Origin of the sequence: Okeania sp. SIO3I5 (assembly GCF_010672085.1) — a bacterium.
Taxonomy (GTDB): Bacteria; Cyanobacteriota; Cyanobacteriia; order Cyanobacteriales; family Microcoleaceae; genus Trichodesmium.
Window position 1 is genome coordinate 80,689 of record NZ_JAAHHT010000006.1, and the last position, 20,768, is coordinate 101,456.

At 34.8% G+C, this 20,768-nt stretch carries 18 protein-coding genes; 5 read left to right on the plus strand and 13 right to left on the minus strand.

Going from position 1 to position 20,768, the window contains the following annotated elements; translation table 11 throughout:
• Positions 1–131: 131 nt before the first annotated feature.
• Complete coding sequence (locus F6K40_RS02380; protein WP_293130820.1) at positions 132–368, minus strand: hypothetical protein; 237 nt, start codon at positions 366–368, stop codon at positions 132–134.
• Positions 369–1,008: 640 nt separating this feature from the next.
• Between F6K40_RS02380 and dndE the strand changes: the two genes are divergently transcribed.
• Positions 1,009–1,395 (plus strand): DNA sulfur modification protein DndE, encoded by a 387-nt coding sequence (dndE, locus tag F6K40_RS02385; protein ID WP_293130822.1) that lies wholly within the window; start codon positions 1,009–1,011, stop codon positions 1,393–1,395.
• Positions 1,396–1,546: 151 nt separating this feature from the next.
• Complete coding sequence (locus tag F6K40_RS02390; RefSeq protein WP_293130824.1) at positions 1,547–1,954, plus strand: late competence development ComFB family protein; 408 nt, start codon at positions 1,547–1,549, stop codon at positions 1,952–1,954.
• A 518-nt stretch (positions 1,955–2,472) separates the two neighbouring features.
• Here F6K40_RS02390 and thiD read toward each other — a convergent pair.
• The 5 genes from thiD to F6K40_RS02415 all read right to left on the minus strand — a co-directional run bounded on the left by thiD (position 2,473) and on the right by F6K40_RS02415 (position 9,885).
• The gene (gene thiD / locus F6K40_RS02395) at positions 2,473–3,339 is read right to left on the minus strand and encodes a bifunctional hydroxymethylpyrimidine kinase/phosphomethylpyrimidine kinase (protein WP_293130827.1); all 867 of its coding nucleotides are present in this window, start codon (positions 3,337–3,339) and stop codon (positions 2,473–2,475) included.
• A gap of 1,016 nt (positions 3,340–4,355) precedes the next feature.
• Positions 4,356–5,624: a cell division protein FtsZ gene (gene ftsZ / locus F6K40_RS02400; RefSeq protein ID WP_293130830.1), complete on the minus strand. Its 1,269-nt coding sequence runs from the start codon at positions 5,622–5,624 to the stop codon at positions 4,356–4,358.
• An 863-nt stretch (positions 5,625–6,487) separates the two neighbouring features.
• Positions 6,488–7,333, minus strand: a complete 846-nt coding sequence (locus F6K40_RS02405; RefSeq protein ID WP_293130833.1) for a cell division protein FtsQ/DivIB — start codon at positions 7,331–7,333, stop codon at positions 6,488–6,490.
• A gap of 1,501 nt (positions 7,334–8,834) precedes the next feature.
• Complete coding sequence (locus tag F6K40_RS02410) at positions 8,835–9,410, minus strand: RNA-guided endonuclease InsQ/TnpB family protein (RefSeq protein WP_293130836.1); 576 nt, start codon at positions 9,408–9,410, stop codon at positions 8,835–8,837.
• A 49-nt stretch (positions 9,411–9,459) separates the two neighbouring features.
• Positions 9,460–9,885 (minus strand): hypothetical protein, encoded by a 426-nt coding sequence (locus F6K40_RS02415; protein WP_293130839.1) that lies wholly within the window; start codon positions 9,883–9,885, stop codon positions 9,460–9,462.
• Between the two features lie 346 nt (positions 9,886–10,231).
• Between F6K40_RS02415 and rsmG the strand changes: the two genes are divergently transcribed.
• Positions 10,232–10,996 (plus strand): 16S rRNA (guanine(527)-N(7))-methyltransferase RsmG, encoded by a 765-nt coding sequence (gene rsmG, locus F6K40_RS02420; protein WP_293130842.1) that lies wholly within the window; start codon positions 10,232–10,234, stop codon positions 10,994–10,996.
• Between the two features lie 145 nt (positions 10,997–11,141).
• Here rsmG and F6K40_RS02425 read toward each other — a convergent pair whose 3' ends face one another.
• The 6 genes from F6K40_RS02425 to F6K40_RS02450 form a co-directional block, all read right to left on the minus strand.
• The gene (locus F6K40_RS02425; protein ID WP_293130845.1) at positions 11,142–11,396 is read right to left on the minus strand and encodes a MerR family DNA-binding transcriptional regulator; all 255 of its coding nucleotides are present in this window, start codon (positions 11,394–11,396) and stop codon (positions 11,142–11,144) included.
• Positions 11,397–11,527: 131 nt separating this feature from the next.
• Positions 11,528–12,592 (minus strand): class 1 fructose-bisphosphatase, encoded by a 1,065-nt coding sequence (gene fbp, locus F6K40_RS02430; protein ID WP_293130848.1) that lies wholly within the window; start codon positions 12,590–12,592, stop codon positions 11,528–11,530.
• Positions 12,593–13,058: 466 nt separating this feature from the next.
• Complete coding sequence (locus tag F6K40_RS02435; RefSeq protein WP_293130851.1) at positions 13,059–14,177, minus strand: RNA-guided endonuclease InsQ/TnpB family protein; 1,119 nt, start codon at positions 14,175–14,177, stop codon at positions 13,059–13,061.
• Between the two features lie 234 nt (positions 14,178–14,411).
• Complete coding sequence (locus F6K40_RS02440; RefSeq protein ID WP_293130854.1) at positions 14,412–14,894, minus strand: hypothetical protein; 483 nt, start codon at positions 14,892–14,894, stop codon at positions 14,412–14,414.
• 17 nt (positions 14,895–14,911) lie between these two features.
• Positions 14,912–15,151, minus strand: coding sequence for a ribbon-helix-helix domain-containing protein (locus tag F6K40_RS02445; RefSeq protein ID WP_293130857.1), 240 nt, complete (start codon positions 15,149–15,151; stop codon positions 14,912–14,914).
• A gap of 896 nt (positions 15,152–16,047) precedes the next feature.
• Positions 16,048–16,410 (minus strand): hypothetical protein, encoded by a 363-nt coding sequence (locus tag F6K40_RS02450; protein WP_293130860.1) that lies wholly within the window; start codon positions 16,408–16,410, stop codon positions 16,048–16,050.
• 794 nt (positions 16,411–17,204) lie between these two features.
• Between F6K40_RS02450 and F6K40_RS02455 the strand changes: the two genes are divergently transcribed.
• On the plus strand, positions 17,205–17,969 hold the full coding sequence (locus F6K40_RS02455) for a slipin family protein (RefSeq protein WP_293130863.1): 765 nt from the start codon (positions 17,205–17,207) through the stop codon (positions 17,967–17,969).
• A 538-nt stretch (positions 17,970–18,507) separates the two neighbouring features.
• Here F6K40_RS02455 and F6K40_RS02460 read toward each other — a convergent pair.
• Positions 18,508–18,804, minus strand: a complete 297-nt coding sequence (locus F6K40_RS02460; protein ID WP_293130866.1) for a Dabb family protein — start codon at positions 18,802–18,804, stop codon at positions 18,508–18,510.
• A gap of 807 nt (positions 18,805–19,611) precedes the next feature.
• Here F6K40_RS02460 and phnM point away from each other — a divergent pair.
• Positions 19,612–20,715, plus strand: coding sequence for a phosphonate metabolism protein PhnM (gene phnM / locus F6K40_RS02465; RefSeq protein ID WP_293130911.1), 1,104 nt, complete (start codon positions 19,612–19,614; stop codon positions 20,713–20,715).
• Positions 20,716–20,768 lie beyond the last annotated feature (53 nt).

Consider the following 20,768-nt stretch of genomic DNA (forward strand, 5'->3'; position numbering starts at 1 on the left):
TAACCAAAATATGGCTTTTCAAGGATTGAAGTTTATATCAACCAATCCCTAAAAGCTAGTAAAATTGTCACTTTATTCTAGAATGAAATAGCCGCGATAATTACCTCTTCTTATTTTAAGGGGAGCATTCCCTATACGAAAAAGCTCCGCTTTGCCTCAGCAAAACGTTTTTCATGTCGGCGACAGCCGAAGTGCCTTTGCGTAAGCATTCCGATAGGAAAGTTATGCATAGCAAAACGACCGCTCTCTTGGTCTATTGGATATGGCGAGGTCTCCTCGGCATCCCATCCTGTAGCAAAACGACCGCTTTTTTCTCCTTGAAAGGAAAGGCTTTCAAGCTTTTTTTTCGGTGAATCATTCTCAGCCATATAGCCCAGTGATTTCGAGGATTTAAACCCAGGCATTTAAACAATCGGACATATATTTTTTTGGCTTTCTACTGACTGCTAAAAGTTGATAGTAAATTTACCATAATACTTAATTTGTTACAAAATTTTATGATTAATAGATTAAGTTTGGGTTATTCTTAAAGATATGTAGTTGTAAAGAATTTTAGGTATAAATAAAGACCTACTAAATTTTAAATTGTATCAATAGTCTCTAAAGATATTTTTAGTAAATATCAGCTCAACAACTTATTGAAGGCATCTAATAAACATAGTAAGTTTTATATATTGACTGATTTTGAGATGAAGTAATAGGCAATAGTCAAGGAATTAATAGAACATTTTGCTGATCAAATCAAACTTAATTAAAAAGGGTGCATCTCATATTTGCTATTTGCCAAAATACTTTTTTCCTATTCCCAAATCTGCTGTTCCCAGTTAAGTGTTCCCTGTTCCCTATGCATCAATAAATTTTTGGCTTTCTTCTTGCATTGAGATGCACCCATTAAAAAGTGTTTGACCAGAATTCCCAATAGATTATCAAGGAGAGAATAATAGATTAAAGCAACTGAAAAAAATCTAATATCATCCCCATCACCCATAGCTATATCTCATACCTTTTATGGAACCACCAATTGAAAGAATACGACTTTCTCAAGTAGCCAAAGAACAGTTAACCAAACTTAAACGTAATACTAAAATTGACCAGTGGAATATCCTTTGCCGTTGGGCATTCTGTTACTCTTTGGCAGAATCAAGTATTCCCTCTCCAATTCCAATTCCTGCTGATAGCAACTTAGAATTAACATGGAGAATTTTTGGAGGTAAATTTTCTGATATTCTATTAGTAGCTCTTAAACAACGTTGCTATAATGATGGAATAGGTATAGATAGAGAAACCTTGGCCAGTCAATTTCGTCTACACTTACATCGGGGTATTGGATATTTAGCTGGTAACCAAAATATAAAAGGGATAGAAGACTTAATTATAACTGTTATTTCCTCATAAATTAAATCAAATACCTATCAGTTAATTAATAACAGTTATTAGAATCAAATAAATTAATCAGTAGAAGTATTTTTATCCTAAATTTGAGGTTAACAGAGTTAGATAAGTTCAAAAAAATATTTGTACTTGAGTGGGAGATCCGAAAATAATTATGATAGTTAATTCTCAAAATCAAAAGAAATATATAAATATCATGGAAAAGATGGTGGCAGAGGAAGTAAATCGTCAAATTACCTTACTTCCTCAAAAGTTGGCAAAATATATTAAGCTAGCTGATGTAGAAACTTATGCCCTAAATCGTCTTCCACCCTTATATGCTTCAAGTCAGGAAGGTTGGCAATTTCAAACAAAAAAAGCAGAAGAAGATTATAAAAAGCAGATTACCGTAGGAGTACGTCATGCTTTTGCAGCAGTACAAAGAGATCTTCTGAAAAACTCAACTCCTTTATTCATAGAAGAAACTAAAAAAGTATCTTCTTCAGATTCTCAAGAAGACCAAAGTAAAAAATATAGCTGGCATCACGATCGCTATTATCGCCTAGGGAGTGCAAGAAGATAAATATATTTTATTGTGTTATTTTGCTTGAAATGGCTGATAGTTAGTAATTTACTACTAGCCATTTTCAGTAAATTCTAGAATATTTTTCATTAATTGACAATTGATAATTACCTCTCGCTAAAAGGGAGAGGATTGACTAAAAGGAAAAAATAAATTTTTTCCCCTTGCAAGGGAAGGCTAATAAAGCTGAATTATTTAATTATTAATTATTCGGTAAATTAGAATAACTTTGATTAATAACTAATAATATTAACTATTATTTGACTACTTTTCTTTTACCCATCAAAAACGGCTATTTTGATGAATTAAAGTTTTCAGTTTGATGAAATTAAGCTATCTTAAAATAACGGTCTATCTAAAGTTCTTAATATTCCCTATTATCCCAAAATTCTCCATCTCAAATTCTCCATCTCATCAATGCAAACCCGTGCAAGTATTTAATAGACATAAGCGTTAAAATTAAAAATCAAATCAATTCTCCCATAAGAAATTATCTCTTATTCCCCTCCCAGGAGGGGTTAGGGGTGGGTTAAGTGTTCCCAGTTAAGTGTTCCCTCTTTTCTGGAGATGTCTAATAACAAAGGAAAAAAATGTCCCACTGGGCCTTGGCCTTGACCAACTTCCAAAGCATACTTTAAAGCATTTGTGACATAATCCTTTGCCAATTTAACCGCAGAAAATAAATCTTGTCCTTGAGCTAAATTTGCAGCGATCGCTGCTGAGAGAGTACAACCAGTACCATGAGTATTAGTAGTCTCAACTATCGTAGTTCTCAAAATTTCAAAGCACTCCCCATCAAACCAAACATCTGCTCCTCGCAAATTACTCTTCAAAGCTCCCCCCTTTACCAAAACAGTCTTCACCCCTAATTTGTGAATTTTCTCAGCTGCCAGTCGCATATCATTAATATCATTAATATCTAAACCAGTAAAAATCTCGGCTTCATAAATATTAGGAGTAACAATACTGGCCTTTGGTAACAAAAAATCCCGTAAAGCTGCCACTGCCGAATCATCAATCAACTGAACACCTGCACGAGATACCATTACTGGATCTACCACCAATTGTTTTAAACTTAAAGCTTCCACTGCCTCAGCTACAGCCAAAATAATCTCTTGGTTGAGTAACATTCCTGTTTTAGTAGCATGGACACCTATATCTTTAACAACCGCTTCAATTTGTGCTTTAACCGCCTCTGGCAACAAAGCATCAACCCTATTCACTCCCAAAGTATTTTGAGCAGTGATACAAGTCAAAGCACTTGTACCATGAACACAGTGAAAAGCAAAAGTACGCAAGTCTGCCTGAATACCTGCTCCACCGCCACTATCAGAACCAGCAATAGTCAAAGCAACAGGAATACTTGATGCCATCAAATTAGTCATAACAATTGATATAATAAGTAGTCGTACTTTTAGGAATTTCCTAGCTGAGAGAGGGAACAGGTCAGAGGCAATAGGAAGTTAATAGAATGGATAATTAATGTATGCTTATGAACTTAGATTTCTTGGAAAAGTTTTAACCTACATTCGGCACTTCAGAATTCAGAATATAGTATTAAACTAGGAGTCAGTCCTCAGTCCTCAGTCCTCAGAATTCAGGAATAAATCATAGTGGTAACTTATAAGTAAACAATTAAGTAAGTGTTTATGCTTAATATTTTCTCATAATTTGACAAATTAGAAAGGTCAATGAATACGAGCTATATAGTATAAATACTTACCGAATAATTAATAATTATTAATTAAATAATTCACCTTTAAAGTCTCTCCAGTAAAGGGGAAAAAGCGGTCGTTTTGCTACGCATAACTACGTTTTTCATGTCGCTCCGCGTTAACGCGCGTTGTGCCCTAGCTAAACGGCTGTCGCAGACTTAAATTGCGGAGTTGTCCGTAGGATGGGATGGATAGGTTACCGGCGCCAGATCCAATCACCAATGCGAGAAATAAATTTTTTTCCTTCTTGGTCAATCCGAGCCCTAAAAGGGAGAGCTAATTAGGGTTTGCTGAACAAGCTACTCATTTTGATACTATTTTTAATGTTACAGGTTGACGTGCAGGATGTTGGTTTCATATTAAAACCAACAATTTTATCCCCCTATTCCCTATTCCTTTGCTATATCAAGAAATTTCCTTTGCTGTAATCTTTCTTTTCTGATCTATCTAGGGCTTGCTCATTAAATCTTAATGCCTTGACATATAAAGGTTTTAGCTTTTTGAGAGTCAAAAAAAGTGCTACTTTTTCAGCTTGAGCAAGAAAAAAGTTAGGATTTTGGGGTGACTATGGTAGAAAAATCAAAGGATAAAATATTCAACTACCTCCTCTAAATCGCCCATTTTTCCTGACTCCTGACTCCTGAATCCTGACTCCTACTTCTACCAAAAGACTTTTTCAGCAAACCCTATTTAGGTGGATTTCGTCGCCTTTGCAGAAAGTCAGGAATATCTAACCCTGATAATTTTTTCTGTGGTTCAGTAGTTTGAGTAGGAGTATGAGTAGGATTAGGAACTGGCCGTCTTGGTTGTACCACCTTTTCCTGGGTAGGTTGAGTTTGTACTTCCCCACTAAAACCAGTAGCTATGACAGTAATTTTGATTTCTCCCTGAAGTTTATCGTCAATTACAGCTCCAAAAATAATATTGGCATTAGGATCGACAACCTCATAGATAATCTCAGCAGCAGCATTAACCTCATGTAAGGTTAGATCGGTACCACCAGTAATATTAAATACAACTCCTCTTGCTCCTTCAATAGAAGACTCAAGCAAAGGAGAAGAAATTGCCATATTTGCTGCTTCCCTTGCCCTAGACTTACCAGATCCCATACCAATTCCCATCAACGCCGAACCAGCATCGGCCATAACTGCTCTAACATCAGCAAAGTCAACATTTACTAATCCCGGCACAGTAATAATATCTGAAATCCCTTGTATACCTTGACGTAAAATATCATCTGCAATTCTAAAAGCTTCTTGTACAGGAGTTTGGTCATTAATAACAGATAGTAAGCGATTATTAGGGATCACGATTAAAGTATCAACTCTAGTTTGTAGAGCAGTAATTCCTTCATCAGCTTGAGTAATTCGGCGTCGTCCCTCAAAAGTAAAAGGACGAGTTACAACACCCACCGTTAGAGATCCTGCCTCTTTAGCAATTTCAGCTATAACTGGAGCAGCACCAGTACCTGTACCGCCTCCCATTCCAGCAGTAATAAATACTAGATCGGGATGATCTAAAGCATTAGCTATTTCATCTCTAGATTCTTCCGCTGCTTTTTGCCCAATAGCAGGATTACCCCCTGCCCCCAAGCCTCTTGTAAGCTTTTGTCCAAGTTGTAGGCGTTTAGGAGCATGGGACAAAGTTAATGCTTGGGCATCGGTATTAACAGTCCAAAATTCTATACCAGATACCTCACTAGCAATCATTCGGTTAACAGCATTGCCGCCACCCCCTCCTACACCAATTACTTTGATTTTGGCCGCATTACTTGGCACGATATCATCACTCCTAGATTCTTCCTTTGTTATACCTTTGGGGTCATAATTTTGTTCTCCATACAATCCTGAGCTATTACGAAATGGGTTAGAGACATTTTTTGGCAATGGAAAACTTCCTTGTCCTTGAGATTGGGGACTTTCATAGTTGACCCCTTGTTGATTATTCACTATCATTATTGGGGATGGTAGATATACAGTTTTTTGACTTTAAGTTAGTTAGTTTTTGATACTCTCACCGTTAAATCAAAGATTACAATGGGAGATTATTGTTGAGCGCTATTCTTAAGAAGCTTTTACCCAGAGATTTCATTTTCTAAAATCCCCTCCTGTCTAATTGTTTTAAAGTTGGCTGTAAAACTTCAGCATTTACAGATTTTAATCTGAAATTGTTTTTTTGAGCTATTCTTAAGTTTTTAGCTTGACAATTGTAATTAGGATAAGGGGGATTAATAGGGATAATATATTCAGAAAATTTTGGAGCAACTATTGATTGCTGACTTTCTGGAACTTAACCAGTTTTTACAGTCTGTTAAAGTGTAGTTGTAAACACTTTTACCCTCCATCAAGAATTTGATTAATTTTTGCTTATTAGTGTCAAGTTAGTTTGAGCTTCTACTGGTAAGTTATTTCGGGATTTTATACAATTACAGTTATAATGCCAAAAAATGCGCCCGCGTATTGCTCAATTAATTGGCTGGTTGAAATTCATCTTATTGCTAAATCATAGATTATGGAGGGAGTCCTCTTTCAAAATTTTCTTAATGAATCATATTCTAAAATATGTTGCATTATAATCCAAGAACCTCAGTATTTTTATTCATTTTTCCTATTTAGGAACTTTCTTGATGCTGAAGCGTCTCATAAGTATCTAATTTAATTTTTATAGCAATCCTAAATAGGTTGCGGGTAATCAAAAAGTAGATAAAAAAGCTGAAACTCTCACCTGTTGCCTGTTCCCTTTTCCCTTTTCCCTAAAAGCGGTAATATTTTTATACACAAATATATTAGAGGATTGCTATATAGATTTTTACAAATTTTTACAGTTTTTTGGATATTCCGATTTTAATTGCTCTAGATTTATTAGGTAACTGAATCAAAGGAGAGTCTGGATTTTTCAGATTAATATAGGCCATTTGGCGAACATCAATTTTATTGGGCAATTCTCGCATACGGTCTAGGACATTTAATTGTTCGCTAAATCTAGAGCTGTATGGTCCGAGATGTACTATTCCTAATTCAGTTGTCAGAATTAAATTTCCTGGATCTTGCCAATTAATCTCAAATACTTTCACAGGACTACGACTTAAACTTTGGTACAAAGGATGCCAATATTCACGATACTGTTCGGTAAAACCAATTACTTTTAGAGTAGGTAAAGATCCTGTTCTTTCTAGAGCAGAAAAGCTTTCTAGAGGTATCCAGTTGCCATGAGCATCTAACCATCCCATTTTTTGTGAGTTACCAGTACCTACCTTACTTTTAAATTGAGTAATTGCTACAGGACGTCTTTCTGTAATCTCAATCCTTAAACTTGGGGGAAATAAATGACGACTAATTTTTGCCTTAGCAATTGGGTTATGTGACTCTAAATTCTGAGCTAATATTTGTGGTTGAATTCCCCAAAGAGATTGAGGATAATCTAAAGAAATTAGAGACAATATTGCTCTGTCTGAAAGCAATTGATTACCCTCTACAATGAATTGTTCTTGTTTAGTTATTAGCCAAATTGGCTGAGTAATTGCCCACACTAGAGCTGATGCTAAACCACCAACTGCTACTATTTGCCAGATTATTACTACTAATTTTAAACGTCGTTGACGGCGTAATTTTTGTCGCCGACTTACCAAATCTGATTGAGAAACCGATCCAATACTATTAGCCATTTACTTAATTTATACCAAAGATAAAAAAGTTTCCTACATATCCTGAAAAAACTTATTAGGTGTTATTTTAAACATGAAAAAAGAATGTTACAAAACTCTGGTTATTGGGAATAGGAAATAAATAGGTATGGAGGCAATAGGTAATATCAAGTAACATTAATTAACCTCAGTGTAGGGAAGTTGTATGCAACGTCCATACAAGGTTGCGAAAAGATTTTTTATTACAGTTATTTAATGAGACATCATATAACAGAGATTCGTAGCAAACATTTATCAAACTTATGTTAATGTTTAAATGTTAGAGAAAAATACAGCAAACATTTTCTGCGGAATGTGGAGCAACCTCCTAGGTCGTAACTGCCTTTTTCAGATCGCAAACGCGTTAATTCGAGTTTTGCGGTAGCAAAACAGCTATTGCTCTATGTGCCCAATCAAAGCTTTATTTCAACCCTGCCTTTAAGTACTATGCTTTATAAACATCTTTCTTAAGATAAAACCTAGACATTATAGACAAGTTATTTATAATTTTCTGAGAAAAGTGTATTGATAAATACATTTTGCCGAGAATAATTTATTGACAGTAATAGTATTCGAGCAGACTGACGAATAATAATTTTACCAGAGCTAGTCGCACCGAAAAAGAGTTATTGGAGATAATTAAAAAGTGTAATAGTGGGATAGCTTCATTTATATAGATAATCGTATGTTTCGCACGAAAGGAATACAGGGCACTCTTGCCTTTCATGTCGCGCAGCGAAACGCTCAGATCAGCTTTTTGAGACTTTATTCAAGCATTCCCAACAATGTTGAAATGTACGTGACTTCCCGTCGGGGAAGTTAAGATTTTGATTTTATCGAACGTTTCTTCTTTGAAGACTTTTGATTTTCCCTGTTTCTTTTAAGTTTTTGCCTCTGTTGAGTAACTTCTGGAGGCGGACCATAATCTCCATTTGAAAAATATAGCCGCTCTACTCGGTATTTTGGCTCAACCTGAATCCACAGACGGGCACCGCCTGCTTGACTTCTGTTAGGCTAGTGTGGCTGATAAACTATTTGGCAAGGTCCCTTAATTTTTAGAGCGTGGCAATAATCTTTCTTATCTCCTACTTTCACAGCAATTGCTGGATAAGAAGTTTCATTATCTCGGTTATAGTCAATCTTGACTTCTCCCCGCGAATCGAGCGACGGGGATTATTTAAGAAGCAGTCCAAAAATGAACTCTTAAGGGCGTAGTCAAAGCGCCTCTAGTTAGTTGACTCAAGTTAAGCTTAAGTCTTCCAGATACTTTGCGGAGGATATTTGCTGCACCATTGCAATCAGCATTAATTAAATAGCCCGCAACAGATTGATACAAACCTCGTTGTCTTGATGCAGTCGCTCATGGGGGAAACCCCCAAGACCGCGCTGCATCGCTTAATACGTTTTCCTGTTAGCGAAGCTTGTCTGAAAGACTTAGGCTCCCAGTTGTCGGGTTTTTCACGCCCTGATTGGGAGAACATCATTATCTAAAAACGATGATGCATGAGGTATAAGATTCCTCAGTTTCTACAAATTGCAATCCATATAAATTGCATAGTTGTTCGATTCTGTCTTTTAGTCTTGCAGTAGGAATTTGTACAAACTTTTGATTAGTTTTAGTTCCTAATTCAATGGATTGTTTTTGACCTTTATTCCAACCAAAAACCACTGTACCAATTCTATGTTTAAGACAGTAATTTATAACTAATCGCGCTGTTTTATTTACGGCATCCCGCATTTGGCGATTACGTTTTTCTGTGATGCGAGCCAATCTTTTAGACCAAAATCCTTGAGGTTTATTTTCTTTAATTGTAGCAATTTGTTTATTGTACCACTGATTTTTTGACTTTATATGTTTCCCGTCAATAATAAAGCTATGACCTTGAGTATCTACACAAGTTAACCAGTTGTCTAAACCGTGGTCAATAGAAAGTGCCTGACCAGCATCTAGCTTAACTGACTGAGTTTTTATTTCATAAACAAACTCGGTATAAAAGCAACCGTGACGGGGTAAAATCCTAATTTCTTTAATCGAGTCCCAATCTAAGTTACTTGCCATCGGAATGTAGAATGCCTCCAATCCAAACCATGCTTTAACCTGGCGTCAATCATGGAACTCTAATTCCGACTTCCGTGAGTTTCAACCATTTCTTAGGATAAGAAACAGTAAATAAACCCGGTTTTCGATAGTTAGGTGGTTTAAGTTTATCTGTCAGTTCACCTTTCCAAAACAGTTTTAATAACTCTTTAAAACTACTGAAAGATTCAACAACACCGTTACATATTTGTTGAGCGCTAGAGGCATACATCGCATTAAAGTGTCTGTTCCATTTCATCTGCCCACAAAGTTCAGCTTTTTTGACAAATCTATTTTCTTTAAACCAAACTTGTCGAGCATAATAAACAGAGCAATTAAACACTTTGTTGGCCTCACCGCACAAATATTCTAATACGGCCCGTAGGTCTTGATCTGGATGCAATAAAACCTGTTGGCATCCATAACTTTTTGCTTGTTTCTTAGTTTTTTTGGTCATGTTTCTATTATCATCAAATTGTAGATAAATATCAACATTAAAAATCAGCAAAAAATATATCAACATGGCAACCATTCAGTAGGTTTGGCTCATGTCCACTTAGTTTAGTATTGATTTGTAATATCTATTATTTTGATATGTTGAATATTTTTTATCCCATCATAAAAGTTTACATGAAAATGACTTATGGTTAAAATTTCTCAAAGGCTTATTTTTATGGCGTTGGTGAATCAAGCTATGAAACCTAAATTTGGCCAAATATAAAGTTCCTTTCAGTTAATAGTTAGGCATTTTACTATGCAACATGATATAACAAACATTGATAGCGCTTGGTATAACAAGTGAAATGGATAATAATAGAGAAATTTTGCCAGAGATGAATTCTGTTTGGCAAGAAACATTAAATTGGCAACCAACAGCACAACAAAAAGAACAATTTCAGAAACTTTATGAGTTGATTATTGTTGGAAATAAAAAGTTAAACTTAACTAGAATTACTAACCCCGAAGAATTTTGGGAAAAACATCTTTGGGATTCCCTCAGAGGTATTAAGTTTATCTTAGAAAATCAAATAAATTGGCAAGAGGAAAAAAAGGTTATTGATATTGGTACAGGTGCTGGTTTTCCCGGATTACCAGTTGCAATTACCTTGCCTCAATATGCTGTTACTTTACTAGATTCAACTCGCAAAAAAATTAGTTTTCTAGAAAATATTTTAACAGATTTGGCTATAAAAAATTGTTTTCCTTTAGCTAACAGGATTGAACAAATTGGTCAGATATTTCAATATAGAGAAATTTACGATATTGCTCTTTTGAGAGCTGTTGCACCTACAGTAGTCTGTGCTGAATATGCTTTGCCAATGTTAAAAATAGGTGGGATTGCAATTTTATATCGAGGAAATTTCACAAATGATGAACAGGTTAATTTACCAGAAGTTGTCAAAATTTTAGGAGGCAAAATAGAGACTATTGAAGAATTTAAAACTCCCTTAAGTAACAGTATTCGTAATTGTATATATTTGCGGAAATTAAGTAACACTCCAATAAATTATCCGCGTTCGGTTGGTGTACCTAGTCAAAAACCTTTGCTTGGTGTCAAAAAAATCTAAAAAGTCGCTGATATTATGTCTGTCTAAATAGGGTTTGCTGAAAAAGTATTTTTGCTGTGTCTAGTAGTCAGTAGTCAGTAGTTATACCAAATTCAAAAAAGGCTGTTACATTGCAACTTGTGATTTATTCCTACATTTTAATAATTTATGGCTTGTATTTATTGTCAAAATTAATTTTTTTTCCTCCATTTTTTGTCGATTTATATTTCCTATGACTAGAGACTCTTGCATAAGCGATAACTGGCTTACTTTTGGGATTTTCTTCATCAATGCAGAATCGTCGCTGGTTTCCGGGAGTTCTAATACTGTCAAGCTTTCCTTCATTATCCCATCGTCTAAGAGTGCTAATGTTGACACCGTAATGCTCTGCCGCCTCTTTTGGCGTGACATATTTTTTCATACCTTATCAAACTTTACTAACTATATATTAGCAGTTATAAAAAGGTTTGAAAAGGTTTTTGGGAAACTATTATTGCTCTATGATGCAATCTTCATTCTGCTTACAATAACTCTACAACCAGATCCAAATTGTTAACCCTGATTAGAAATGCGTTGTTGTTCTTTAATAAAAGACTCAACAAGTGCCACATCTTCTTTACTACCAATAACCAATGGCGTCCGTTGATGCAGTTTATCTGCTACCACATCCAATATTTCTTCATTTCCTGTACTAGCTCTACCACCCGCTTGTTCCACTAGATAACCCATGGGAGCTGATTCATATAGCAGACGTAATTTTCCTTCTGGCTTTTTCACCGTACCTGGGTACAAAAATACTCCACCTTGGTATAAAATTCGATGAAAATCTCCCACTAATGCACCACCATAACGGGCGGTATAACCTTCATGGCGATGAACATAGCGGATATAATCGCGCATAGAATCATCCCACTGCCAAAAGTTACCTTCATTAAGACTGTATATTGGGCCATGCTCTGGAATTTTGATATTCTCATTAGCAAGAATAAACTCACCTAAGCTAGGGTCTAGAGTAAATGCGTGTACTCCTTGGCCTATTGAATACACCAACATTGTGCTAGGGCCATATAAAATATAACCAGCAGCGATTTGTTTACGTCCACTTTGGAGTAAATCTTGAGCGGAACCATCTTCATCATTGCCTTCTTGTTGGCGAACTGAGAATATAGATCCCACATTTAGATTTGTATCTAGATTAGAAGAACCATCTAGAGGATCATAAAGTAATGTATAGCGGCCTATTGGACAGTTTTCTGGAATATAATAGGGTTTTTCCATTTCCTCGGATGCCAAGCGACAAACAAGGCCACTTTGCTTAAATACCGAGATGAATACATCATTGGCATAGATATCCATCTTTTTGACGGATTCTCCCTGGACATTAACTGTGCCAGTAAACCCTAAAGCATTTTCTACTAATCCAGCACGAGTTAGGCGACGAGCGATTAATTTGCCGGCCAACCCTATGCGATTCATTAGGGCGCTAATATCTTGAGCATCTGGTGAGAACTGAAGTTGTTGTAGGACATGACGTGATAAAGTTGTACAATCACGATCTAATGCCTGTGTTTCCTCCAGACGAATGTGGAGGTCTTCCCCAGTTTGGGCATTTACCATAGATATATTATTCCTCCATTATTAAGTAGCTCCAGTCAATAGGTTAGTTACAATGGCTTTAACTTTACTTCTATTGTGGATATCCTTCGTATATTTTATTTACCCTTGAGGCAGAGGTTGCTTAACTTTAATATGAACTTTAGATAGTCGCGTAAGTCAAAATTTAGGAGTCAGGAGTCATTTCAGTTATCAGTTATCAGTTACCAGTTATCAGTACCTACTAGAACGACACACCTAAAATGGCGAGGGTGGGAAGTGTGGGAAGTGTGGGGAGGGTGGGGAGGAAAAGATACCTAGAAACAAAAATAAGAGTGTACAGTTTTAGGTGTCTCAGTCTACTACTAGAATGACACACTTAAAAATGTAGGTTGGGTAGAACGACAGTGAAACCCAACAAAGGGTTATTCTTGTTAAGTTCCTGCTTTATAAAACCGATATAAAACGTCATAATGTGACATTTTAATGTTTACTTCCTGCTTCCACCGGAACTGTCGGCAGCACTCCGTCCACAGGCATTGACGGTCAAGCCGACCGCATTTCTTAAATTAATTGAGGCATTCAAGTCTCGGTCAATTGATAGACCGCATTCTGGGCAGTCATAAGTTCTGATGTTTAAAGGCATATCTTGTATATGGCCACAACTAGAGCAAGTCTTAGATGATGGAAAAAATCTATCAACTACTACTAACTTAGAGCCGTACCATTGGCACTTGTATTTAAGCTGTCTTCTAAATTCATAAAATCCTTGATCGGCTATTGATTTTGCTAGCTTACGATTGGCTAACATTCCCCTCACATTCAAATCTTCTATGACAATAGTGCCGTGGTTTTTGGCTAAGTATGTTGTCAGTTTATGAAGTGCGTCTTGACGGATGTTGGCTACTTTTATATGCAATAAAGCTATCTTCTGTTGTGCCTTTTTCCAGTTAGCAGAGCCTACCTCTTTATGACGATTTAGGTATTGGAGTCGAGATAACTTGGCTTCAAATTTATGATATGCCCTCACACTCTCAAATACTTTCCCATCACTTAATGTAGCTAAAGTTTTCACACCTAGATCTACACCGATAACATCAGTTTTTTTAGCCGTGGTTATGCCATTAAATTCATAACTACAACTGAGATACCATGAACCCGCTTGTCTACTAATGGTGATTTTTTTGGTTGAGAGTTCAATGGGTTCATAAGTTTTGACAATACCAATAAATGGTAATTTGTGGCTCCATCCGTTTAGTTCTATTGGTTTTCCACAATTATCTATTGTGAATGAATCATGTTTACCTTTCTTTTTAAACCTTGGGTGTTTACCTAGACCTTTAAAGAATCTTTTAAATGCTTCACCTAAGTTTATGAAAGCATATTGATAGACCCTAGAGGACAAGTTTTTCATCCAAGGATGCATAGGTTTTGTGTGACTGGTAAAAACTTCTCTCAACTTACGAGCATTGGGTTTATAACCATTTTTATAAGCGACATTCCACAAGCTTAAACCCCAATTATAGCACCATCTACTGTAGCCTGCGTGTTGAGCCATCAGAGTTTTCTGCTTGTTATTAAGTTTGAGCTTGGTTCTAATGGATTTCATTTACTCGTGAACACAGTTTGTCTAATAGTACGGTTTACAACGTATTATATCGTTATTCTTTGATTAAGTCAATGCTCTCACAAAAAGCAAGCTACGTTCCTTAACCTAACCTATACTTTTATTTCAAAAAAAAGTTTGTGTTACCTACTAAAAATATAGTATAAACACAAACTTTAATATTAGTTAGGAATAAGAATTAAATGGTTATGTAAAATCTTATTCCTTAATGACATCCTAACCCTGCTCTTTAAAATAAAAGCCCAAGGCAACACCCAATAATGTTACTTGTGGGGTGATAATAATAGGTATCATTTCCCTAATAAACTGCTTATCTGATTCTGGATAAATAGATGCTAAACCAACCAGAAGATAAGTAATCCCTAACGATGCACCAAAAAATACTAAAAGTTTTTCAGCTATATTTTTTCTGGTTTTTTCCTGTTCAAACTTTACCCATTTATATATGTGTTTTTTATTTTCATGGCTTAAGTTTTGATCAGAGATATAATTCTGAATATAGCTGTCAACATCTGGTATGTCTAGATTTTTTGTTTCTAGATTATCTGGTATTCCTAGATACAAAACATTGTCTTTACTTTCATTCTCTTCTAGAACGTTGTCTTGACTTTCATTATCTTTTGGATTTAATTCTGGATTAGTTGTCATGAGGATTAATAATGTTAATGTTGGCAAATTGCCAAGGTTTACAATTTGCATCCATCCCCATTAAGCTGTTATCTGAAAACTACTTCTTTTACTGATTTATCAGAGTTCATAATTAGCACGGTAGAACCTTGCTTTATTTCCTTCTGAAAATACGCTTCAGTGGCAATAGCTTTCCGAAGTGCCTCATTTTGAGTAATACCTTGACTGGTAGCAAGAAACTCTAACATTTCAGCTACATCTGTTGGCAAAGTTACAGACATTCGCTTAGTAGGGGGACGAGATGCTTGAGCTAAGTTCTTTGTTGCCATGTGGTTTGTTTTCCAATAACGTCTCTAAGTTTTTGTGATGTATTTTTGTTACACCACGACCTCCCGGTCAATTTGAGTATCTGGAAATCTCCAAATAAAATAATTAAAGAGATTTACCTTAGAGCTAATCAGCTCGTAATTAATTTACGTAATAACCTGTTCTAATTAATTCCACTTAATTAATTAGTTAAGTTAATCAAAATATTCAATTGTGTGGCCAGCAAATAGAACATAAGAGTTATCTATATAGGCTTAAATACAATATACACTAATTTCTTGTTTTTTTCGTGTTTTTTTTACACCATTTTGGTGTTCAGGGAAGAAAAATATTTTTGATAATTGAAATTTATTTTAAGATTACTATGTAGAGTCAACTGAGTATATCTAGGATTTACCCAAAGACACTATATAGAAATCCAAACTGTATCTTTGACATTGGTTTTCCTTTCTACAACCAGAGCGATATAGCTGTCGCACTTGCCCCGCCTTTTCCTGCGGAATGCTACGCACACATGTCGCGCAAGGTTTAATGTCGCAGAGCGTTTCATGTCGGAGACAGCCAAAAAGTAGAACGGAGTTCTATGGCTATCAAAACCATACTTTTTTAGTTGAATAAAAAATCATGTATATAGGCGAGCAAAACCTTCAAATGCGCCAATTATTTTCAGGAGCTTCACAGAATGCAAAATTTACTACTATCCAACAAGCTAACATTAGGTTGTAATATTTTATCCTAAAGGTTTGGTCTCCAATCATTTCATATTGCTATACACCTCTTCAAGACTTTAATTATTAAGTAATTAAGTAAGTAAGAGCAATATTTTTAACGATTTGTTTGCAAATCTAGCGTCAGACTACTTATTCCTAAAAACCCTACTCCCTACTCCCTACATATCTTAAATTATTTCTGAAATTGCTTCTCCTAAAGCAACTTGTAACTTCTGATTTTCATTAGGTGTACTAACTGCAGTTCTAAAGTAATAACCATCTAAACCAAGCTTGAAACCAAAATCTTTTACCCATATATTATTTTCCTGAAGAACTTTAACTAAATTAGAAGAAAAAATTCCAAGAGGTTTTGTATTCACAAACAGAAAATTTGTTACGGAAGGATTTTGTTTAAATATATCCGATCCTTTTTTGTCATAAAAGAAAAACTGTGGCGGAAATTCTTTTCGTGGCAAAGAAAGTCCTTGTAAAACTCGATCGTTAAAGTTCATTAAGGTCAATTTTAAATCAGATAAAGTCAATTTTGGCATTTTGAATATAGATTATAGTTAAGTTTCCTAGCCCTCGACAAAGAATATCACTAATTTTGCTCAGAATGCAAATTAATTCTCGAAATCTTTGATTTTTACTAGGCTAAGGGCAATAGAAATATTCCTATTTAATTGAATTGGGACTTTAATTATTATTCGTTACATAAAATTGCGTTATCTTAACAGGTGCTGCCCCCTAATGTAAAATCATCTGCATATTAATTTGTAGCATCAAAATTATTTGCTCGTGCTTGTAATAAGACTTCCTAAATTCTGTTTATTGCGGAGTTATACTGGATAGTAATAGTCGAGTACAAATTTTGACACTATCCGTGACTTCCAAAAAATAAAATTAACAATATTATAGAGTAGGAAGGTGCCGGCAATTCTCAACCACATTTTTTTGAGTAAACTTGAAACTTTTATCGATTTAAGGTTTAGGGAACTGATATTATTTTTGGGTAAGCGCTAGGTCTTCAGCAATTAATAACTAACAATTAACAATTAATAATTACCTCTCCCTAAAAGTGACAGAATTGACCAATAAGGAAAAATTTTTCTTTCTCTTTTTCGATTGGATATGGTTAGGTAACCCATCCATCCCTAGACCGCTTTTTTTCCTTAAAAGGGGAAGCTTTAAACCCGAATTATTTAATCATTAATTATTCATTATTAATTATTCATTTTTCCTTATGTCTTCTATAATAAATCTTGTTTTCTGGCTTCTACTGTATCCTTAATCTTTATTGGCTTGAGGATATTCATATACTGTTAAAACCATAATTTAAAATAATATGTTAACCATCTTACCTTTACTAACTTTATTAGTTCTAATAGCATTCTTATCTGCCAGTCTAAAAATGAATTATGAATACCAAAAATCGGTAATTTTTAGACTAGGAAGATTGAGTTATGTTCGAGGAGCAGGTATATACTTAACAATTCCCATAATCGATCGAGTAAAACAAGTAGATCGACGAACTGTTACTGTAGATATTGAATCCCAAGATACAGTCACAAAAGATAGTGTTACTGTTGGTGTTAATGCCGTTCTTTATTATCGAATTAGGGAACCTGAAAAAGCTATAATTAGAGTCAAAGATTATAACTTTGCTACATCTCAAGCTGCCTTAACAACATTGCGTAATATTGTAGGGCAACATAAACTAGATGAACTGCTTCAAGAGCGAGACACAATTAATTCTAGAATTTGTGAAATAGTTGATGAAATTACAAATCCTTGGGGTATAGAAATTGAACGTATAGAAATAAAAAATCTAGAAATTCCTAAACCAATGCAACGAGCAATGGCAAAAGAAGCAGAAGCAGCAAGAGAGAAAAGAGCGCGTCTAATTAAAGCAGAATCTGAGTATGAATCTACGATTAAACTAACACAAGCAGCACAAGAAATTGCTAAGTCTCCAGTAGCATTAGAACTACGTCGAATCCAGATGATTGCTGAGATTGGAACTGAACAAAATACAACAACTATTTTGATGATTCCATCAGATATTTTAGCTTTAGCAAAAGAAGTTTCTCAGTCTATTTCAAGAGAATAGGGAATAGGGAATAGGGAATAGAGATTAGTATTAAACTCTACTTCACTATCCTTAAAAGTGCTGTAATTGCTAAATTTTTAGAATAAGCTGTCTGCCTTACCTTCATAATAAAGCTTCCGTCTAAACCAGATTTAGTATAAGACGGATTTAAAATGCGTCTTAGTTTAGTAATCTTGCTGCTTTAAAAATAATAATAAATATGGGGGTAAATTCCCCCCATAGTAAGCATTCAGCTATTAGCAGTAAGCTCTCAGCTTTTTAATAAATAAAGCAAGCGTTCGCTTAACTTAGATACTACATTTTTAACCTACATTCCACACTAATTCCTGCTAAAAAGTAATGAATTAATAGCTGATAGCTTATAGCTGACCGCTGACCGCTGAATGCTTACTTCCCATAAGGTTTTGTTAGAATGCTACTTTTTTGATCTGAAAATAACCGAGTTACCAGATAATATAGTTTTCGTTCTTTAATTATCAAGTTTGAACATCATAATTTTTCGTAAAAGTATTAGGAATAATTTTCCGTAGTATTGAATTTATTCAACTTCATAATCAACAGTAATTTTATCTGCCAAAATCGGTTTAATCAAAGTCTGAATAATTTCTTGATGAAGAGAATTTTTGGCATAAGCATCAAGAGCAGCTTTATCCTTAACTTTAACCACCAAACCATTTTTAAATCCTTGAGAAAGTTCTGAAAAATTATCCCCACAAGATAAATCAATTATTTCTGGAACCTTCCCTTTCATTCCTCTCAGAGCTGACATAATTGAGGCAATAGTTTCTGGTGAAGTATTTGCCTGCCACTTGAATAAAACTATATGTACTATCATCTAAATAAATCCCTCAAAACAACTGCTAAATTTTAACATAAATTGAGGTGCAGCTATTGCCTACTATAAACTGCTAAATTTTCAGATAAATTGAGGCGCCGCTATTGCCTACTGTAAGTTGTAAATTTGGTGCTAAATTCTCAAACTTATGAGATTAAAGATTTTGTCAAAGAGTCAAATAAATCTATGGGGTTAGTTAGGTAAAGAGTAGGCGATCGCTTGAATTATTTCTACGACAACAAAGCCACTTAATTCTGACAAACTATTGGTAAATCCTTGAGAAAGTTCTCAGAAATTATCTCCACAAAATCAATCAATCATTTCGGGAAATTTCCCTTTCATTCCTCTCAAACATCTAACTAAATAAATTCCTCAAAACACCTACTAAATTTTCAGATAAATTGAGGTACACCTATGGCAAACTTAAGTTGTAAATTTGGTGCTAAATTCTCAAACTTATGAGATTAAAGATTTTGTCAAAGAGTCAAATAAATCTATGGGGTTAGTTAGGTAAAGAGTAGGCGATCGCTTGAATTATTTCTACGACAACAAAGCCACTTAATTCTGACAAACTATTGGGAAATCCTTGAGAAAGTTCCGAAAAATTATCTCCACAAAATCAATCAATCATTTCGGGAAATTTCCCTTTCATTCCTCTTAACTGAATTCTTAAAGCTATACTATAGAGAAACTGAAAACTCTAATTTTTTAACTCAAGATTAACTGTTGATTAAATAACTTATAAACGAACAGATTTACACAAACTATCGCCTACAATTACCAGACCAATAAATTATTGGTACTCTCATAGTTCGTGATGGTAAAATTTCCGAAATTCAACCAGGAATTGTTAATATTGGTCAAAATGGGCAAGGAGAATATTTAATGCCTGGATTGATAGAACTTCACACAGATAATTTAGAAAAATGTATATCTCCTCGCCCTGGAATTAAATGGCCTTTAACAGCAGCAGTATCCTATCACGACCGAGATTTAATTAGTTCTGGAATTACCACAGTTTGTGATGCAATTTCCATTGGAGATGTTAAACCAAATTCTGTTCGACTCAAGAATTTTGGTGAGATGATCGAAGCTATTTTTGAGAGGCAAAAATCAGGGAAACTTCTGACAAATCATCGTCTACATTTACGCTGTGAAGTTTCTTTTGAAGGTGTGTGTAATTTTGTCGAAAAATATGCAAGTAATCCTTTTCTTTCTCTGATGTCTTTAATGGATCATACTCCAGGCCAAAGACAATTTGTCAGTGTGGAAAAATATAAAGAATATTACATGGGAAAATATGGAATTAGTGAAGCAGAAATGAATAACTTTATTGTCTATCGTCAGGAAACTCAACAACAATATGCTCCTAAAAATCGTCAAGCATTAGTTAACATAGCAAAACAACAAAAAATTTCTCTAGCTTCCCATGATGATGCAAAAATAAATCATGTCAAAGAAGCTGTAGAAAATGGAGCAGTATTAGCGGAATTTCCCACAACTTTAGAAGCAGCAAAAGCAGCTCATAATTCTGGATTACAAGTTTTAATGGGTGCGCCAAATTTAGTATTAGGAGGTTCCCATTCTGGCAATGTATCAGCAATGGAATTAGTAGAGCAAAATTTAGTGGATGTAATTTCTTCAGATTATGTACCTCGGAGTTTATTACAATCTATTTTTTTAATTAGTCATCAAACTGATAAACCTGTATATGAAACGATGAAGTTAGTTACAAGTAATCCGGCTAAAACTATTAATTTGTTTGAGGATAGAGGGAGTTTAGAAATTGGCAAACGTCCCGATCTAATTACGGTGGATGACGATGGAATTATGCCTCATTTAACTTCAGTAGTTATTAATCGTCGTCGTGTTGCTGGAAGAATTGTTTTTGGGAAAAGCATAATTTTTTGAAGTTTTTCTGAGAGTTGTCAGTAAATATCAAACCTCAAATTAATCAAATAGCC

Bases quoted from the DNA above. Each gene is read 5' to 3' on its own strand.
- F6K40_RS02450 (WP_293130860.1), bottom strand. From the start codon at position 16,410: ATGCCAAAATTGACTTTATCTGATTTAAAATTGACCTTAATGAACTTT.
- F6K40_RS02390 (WP_293130824.1), top strand. From the start codon at position 1,547: ATGATAGTTAATTCTCAAAATCAAAAGAAATATATAAATATCATGGAA.
- F6K40_RS02460 (WP_293130866.1), bottom strand. From the start codon at position 18,804: ATGATAGTACATATAGTTTTATTCAAGTGGCAGGCAAATACTTCACCA.
- F6K40_RS02440 (WP_293130854.1), bottom strand. From the start codon at position 14,894: ATGCAAATTGTAAACCTTGGCAATTTGCCAACATTAACATTATTAATC.
- F6K40_RS02415 (WP_293130839.1), bottom strand. From the start codon at position 9,885: ATGACCAAAAAAACTAAGAAACAAGCAAAAAGTTATGGATGCCAACAG.
- F6K40_RS02405 (WP_293130833.1), bottom strand. From the start codon at position 7,333: ATGGCTAATAGTATTGGATCGGTTTCTCAATCAGATTTGGTAAGTCGG.
- F6K40_RS02435 (WP_293130851.1), bottom strand. From the start codon at position 14,177: ATGAAATCCATTAGAACCAAGCTCAAACTTAATAACAAGCAGAAAACT.
- F6K40_RS02445 (WP_293130857.1), bottom strand. From the start codon at position 15,151: ATGGCAACAAAGAACTTAGCTCAAGCATCTCGTCCCCCTACTAAGCGA.
- F6K40_RS02410 (WP_293130836.1), bottom strand. From the start codon at position 9,410: ATGGCAAGTAACTTAGATTGGGACTCGATTAAAGAAATTAGGATTTTA.
- F6K40_RS02380 (WP_293130820.1), bottom strand. From the start codon at position 368: ATGGCTGAGAATGATTCACCGAAAAAAAAGCTTGAAAGCCTTTCCTTT.
- F6K40_RS02425 (WP_293130845.1), bottom strand. From the start codon at position 11,396: ATGAAAAAATATGTCACGCCAAAAGAGGCGGCAGAGCATTACGGTGTC.
- rsmG (WP_293130842.1), top strand. From the start codon at position 10,232: ATGGATAATAATAGAGAAATTTTGCCAGAGATGAATTCTGTTTGGCAA.
- fbp (WP_293130848.1), bottom strand. From the start codon at position 12,592: ATGGTAAATGCCCAAACTGGGGAAGACCTCCACATTCGTCTGGAGGAA.
- dndE (WP_293130822.1), top strand. From the start codon at position 1,009: ATGGAACCACCAATTGAAAGAATACGACTTTCTCAAGTAGCCAAAGAA.
- thiD (WP_293130827.1), bottom strand. From the start codon at position 3,339: ATGACTAATTTGATGGCATCAAGTATTCCTGTTGCTTTGACTATTGCT.
- F6K40_RS02455 (WP_293130863.1), top strand. From the start codon at position 17,205: ATGTTAACCATCTTACCTTTACTAACTTTATTAGTTCTAATAGCATTC.
- ftsZ (WP_293130830.1), bottom strand. From the start codon at position 5,624: ATGATAGTGAATAATCAACAAGGGGTCAACTATGAAAGTCCCCAATCT.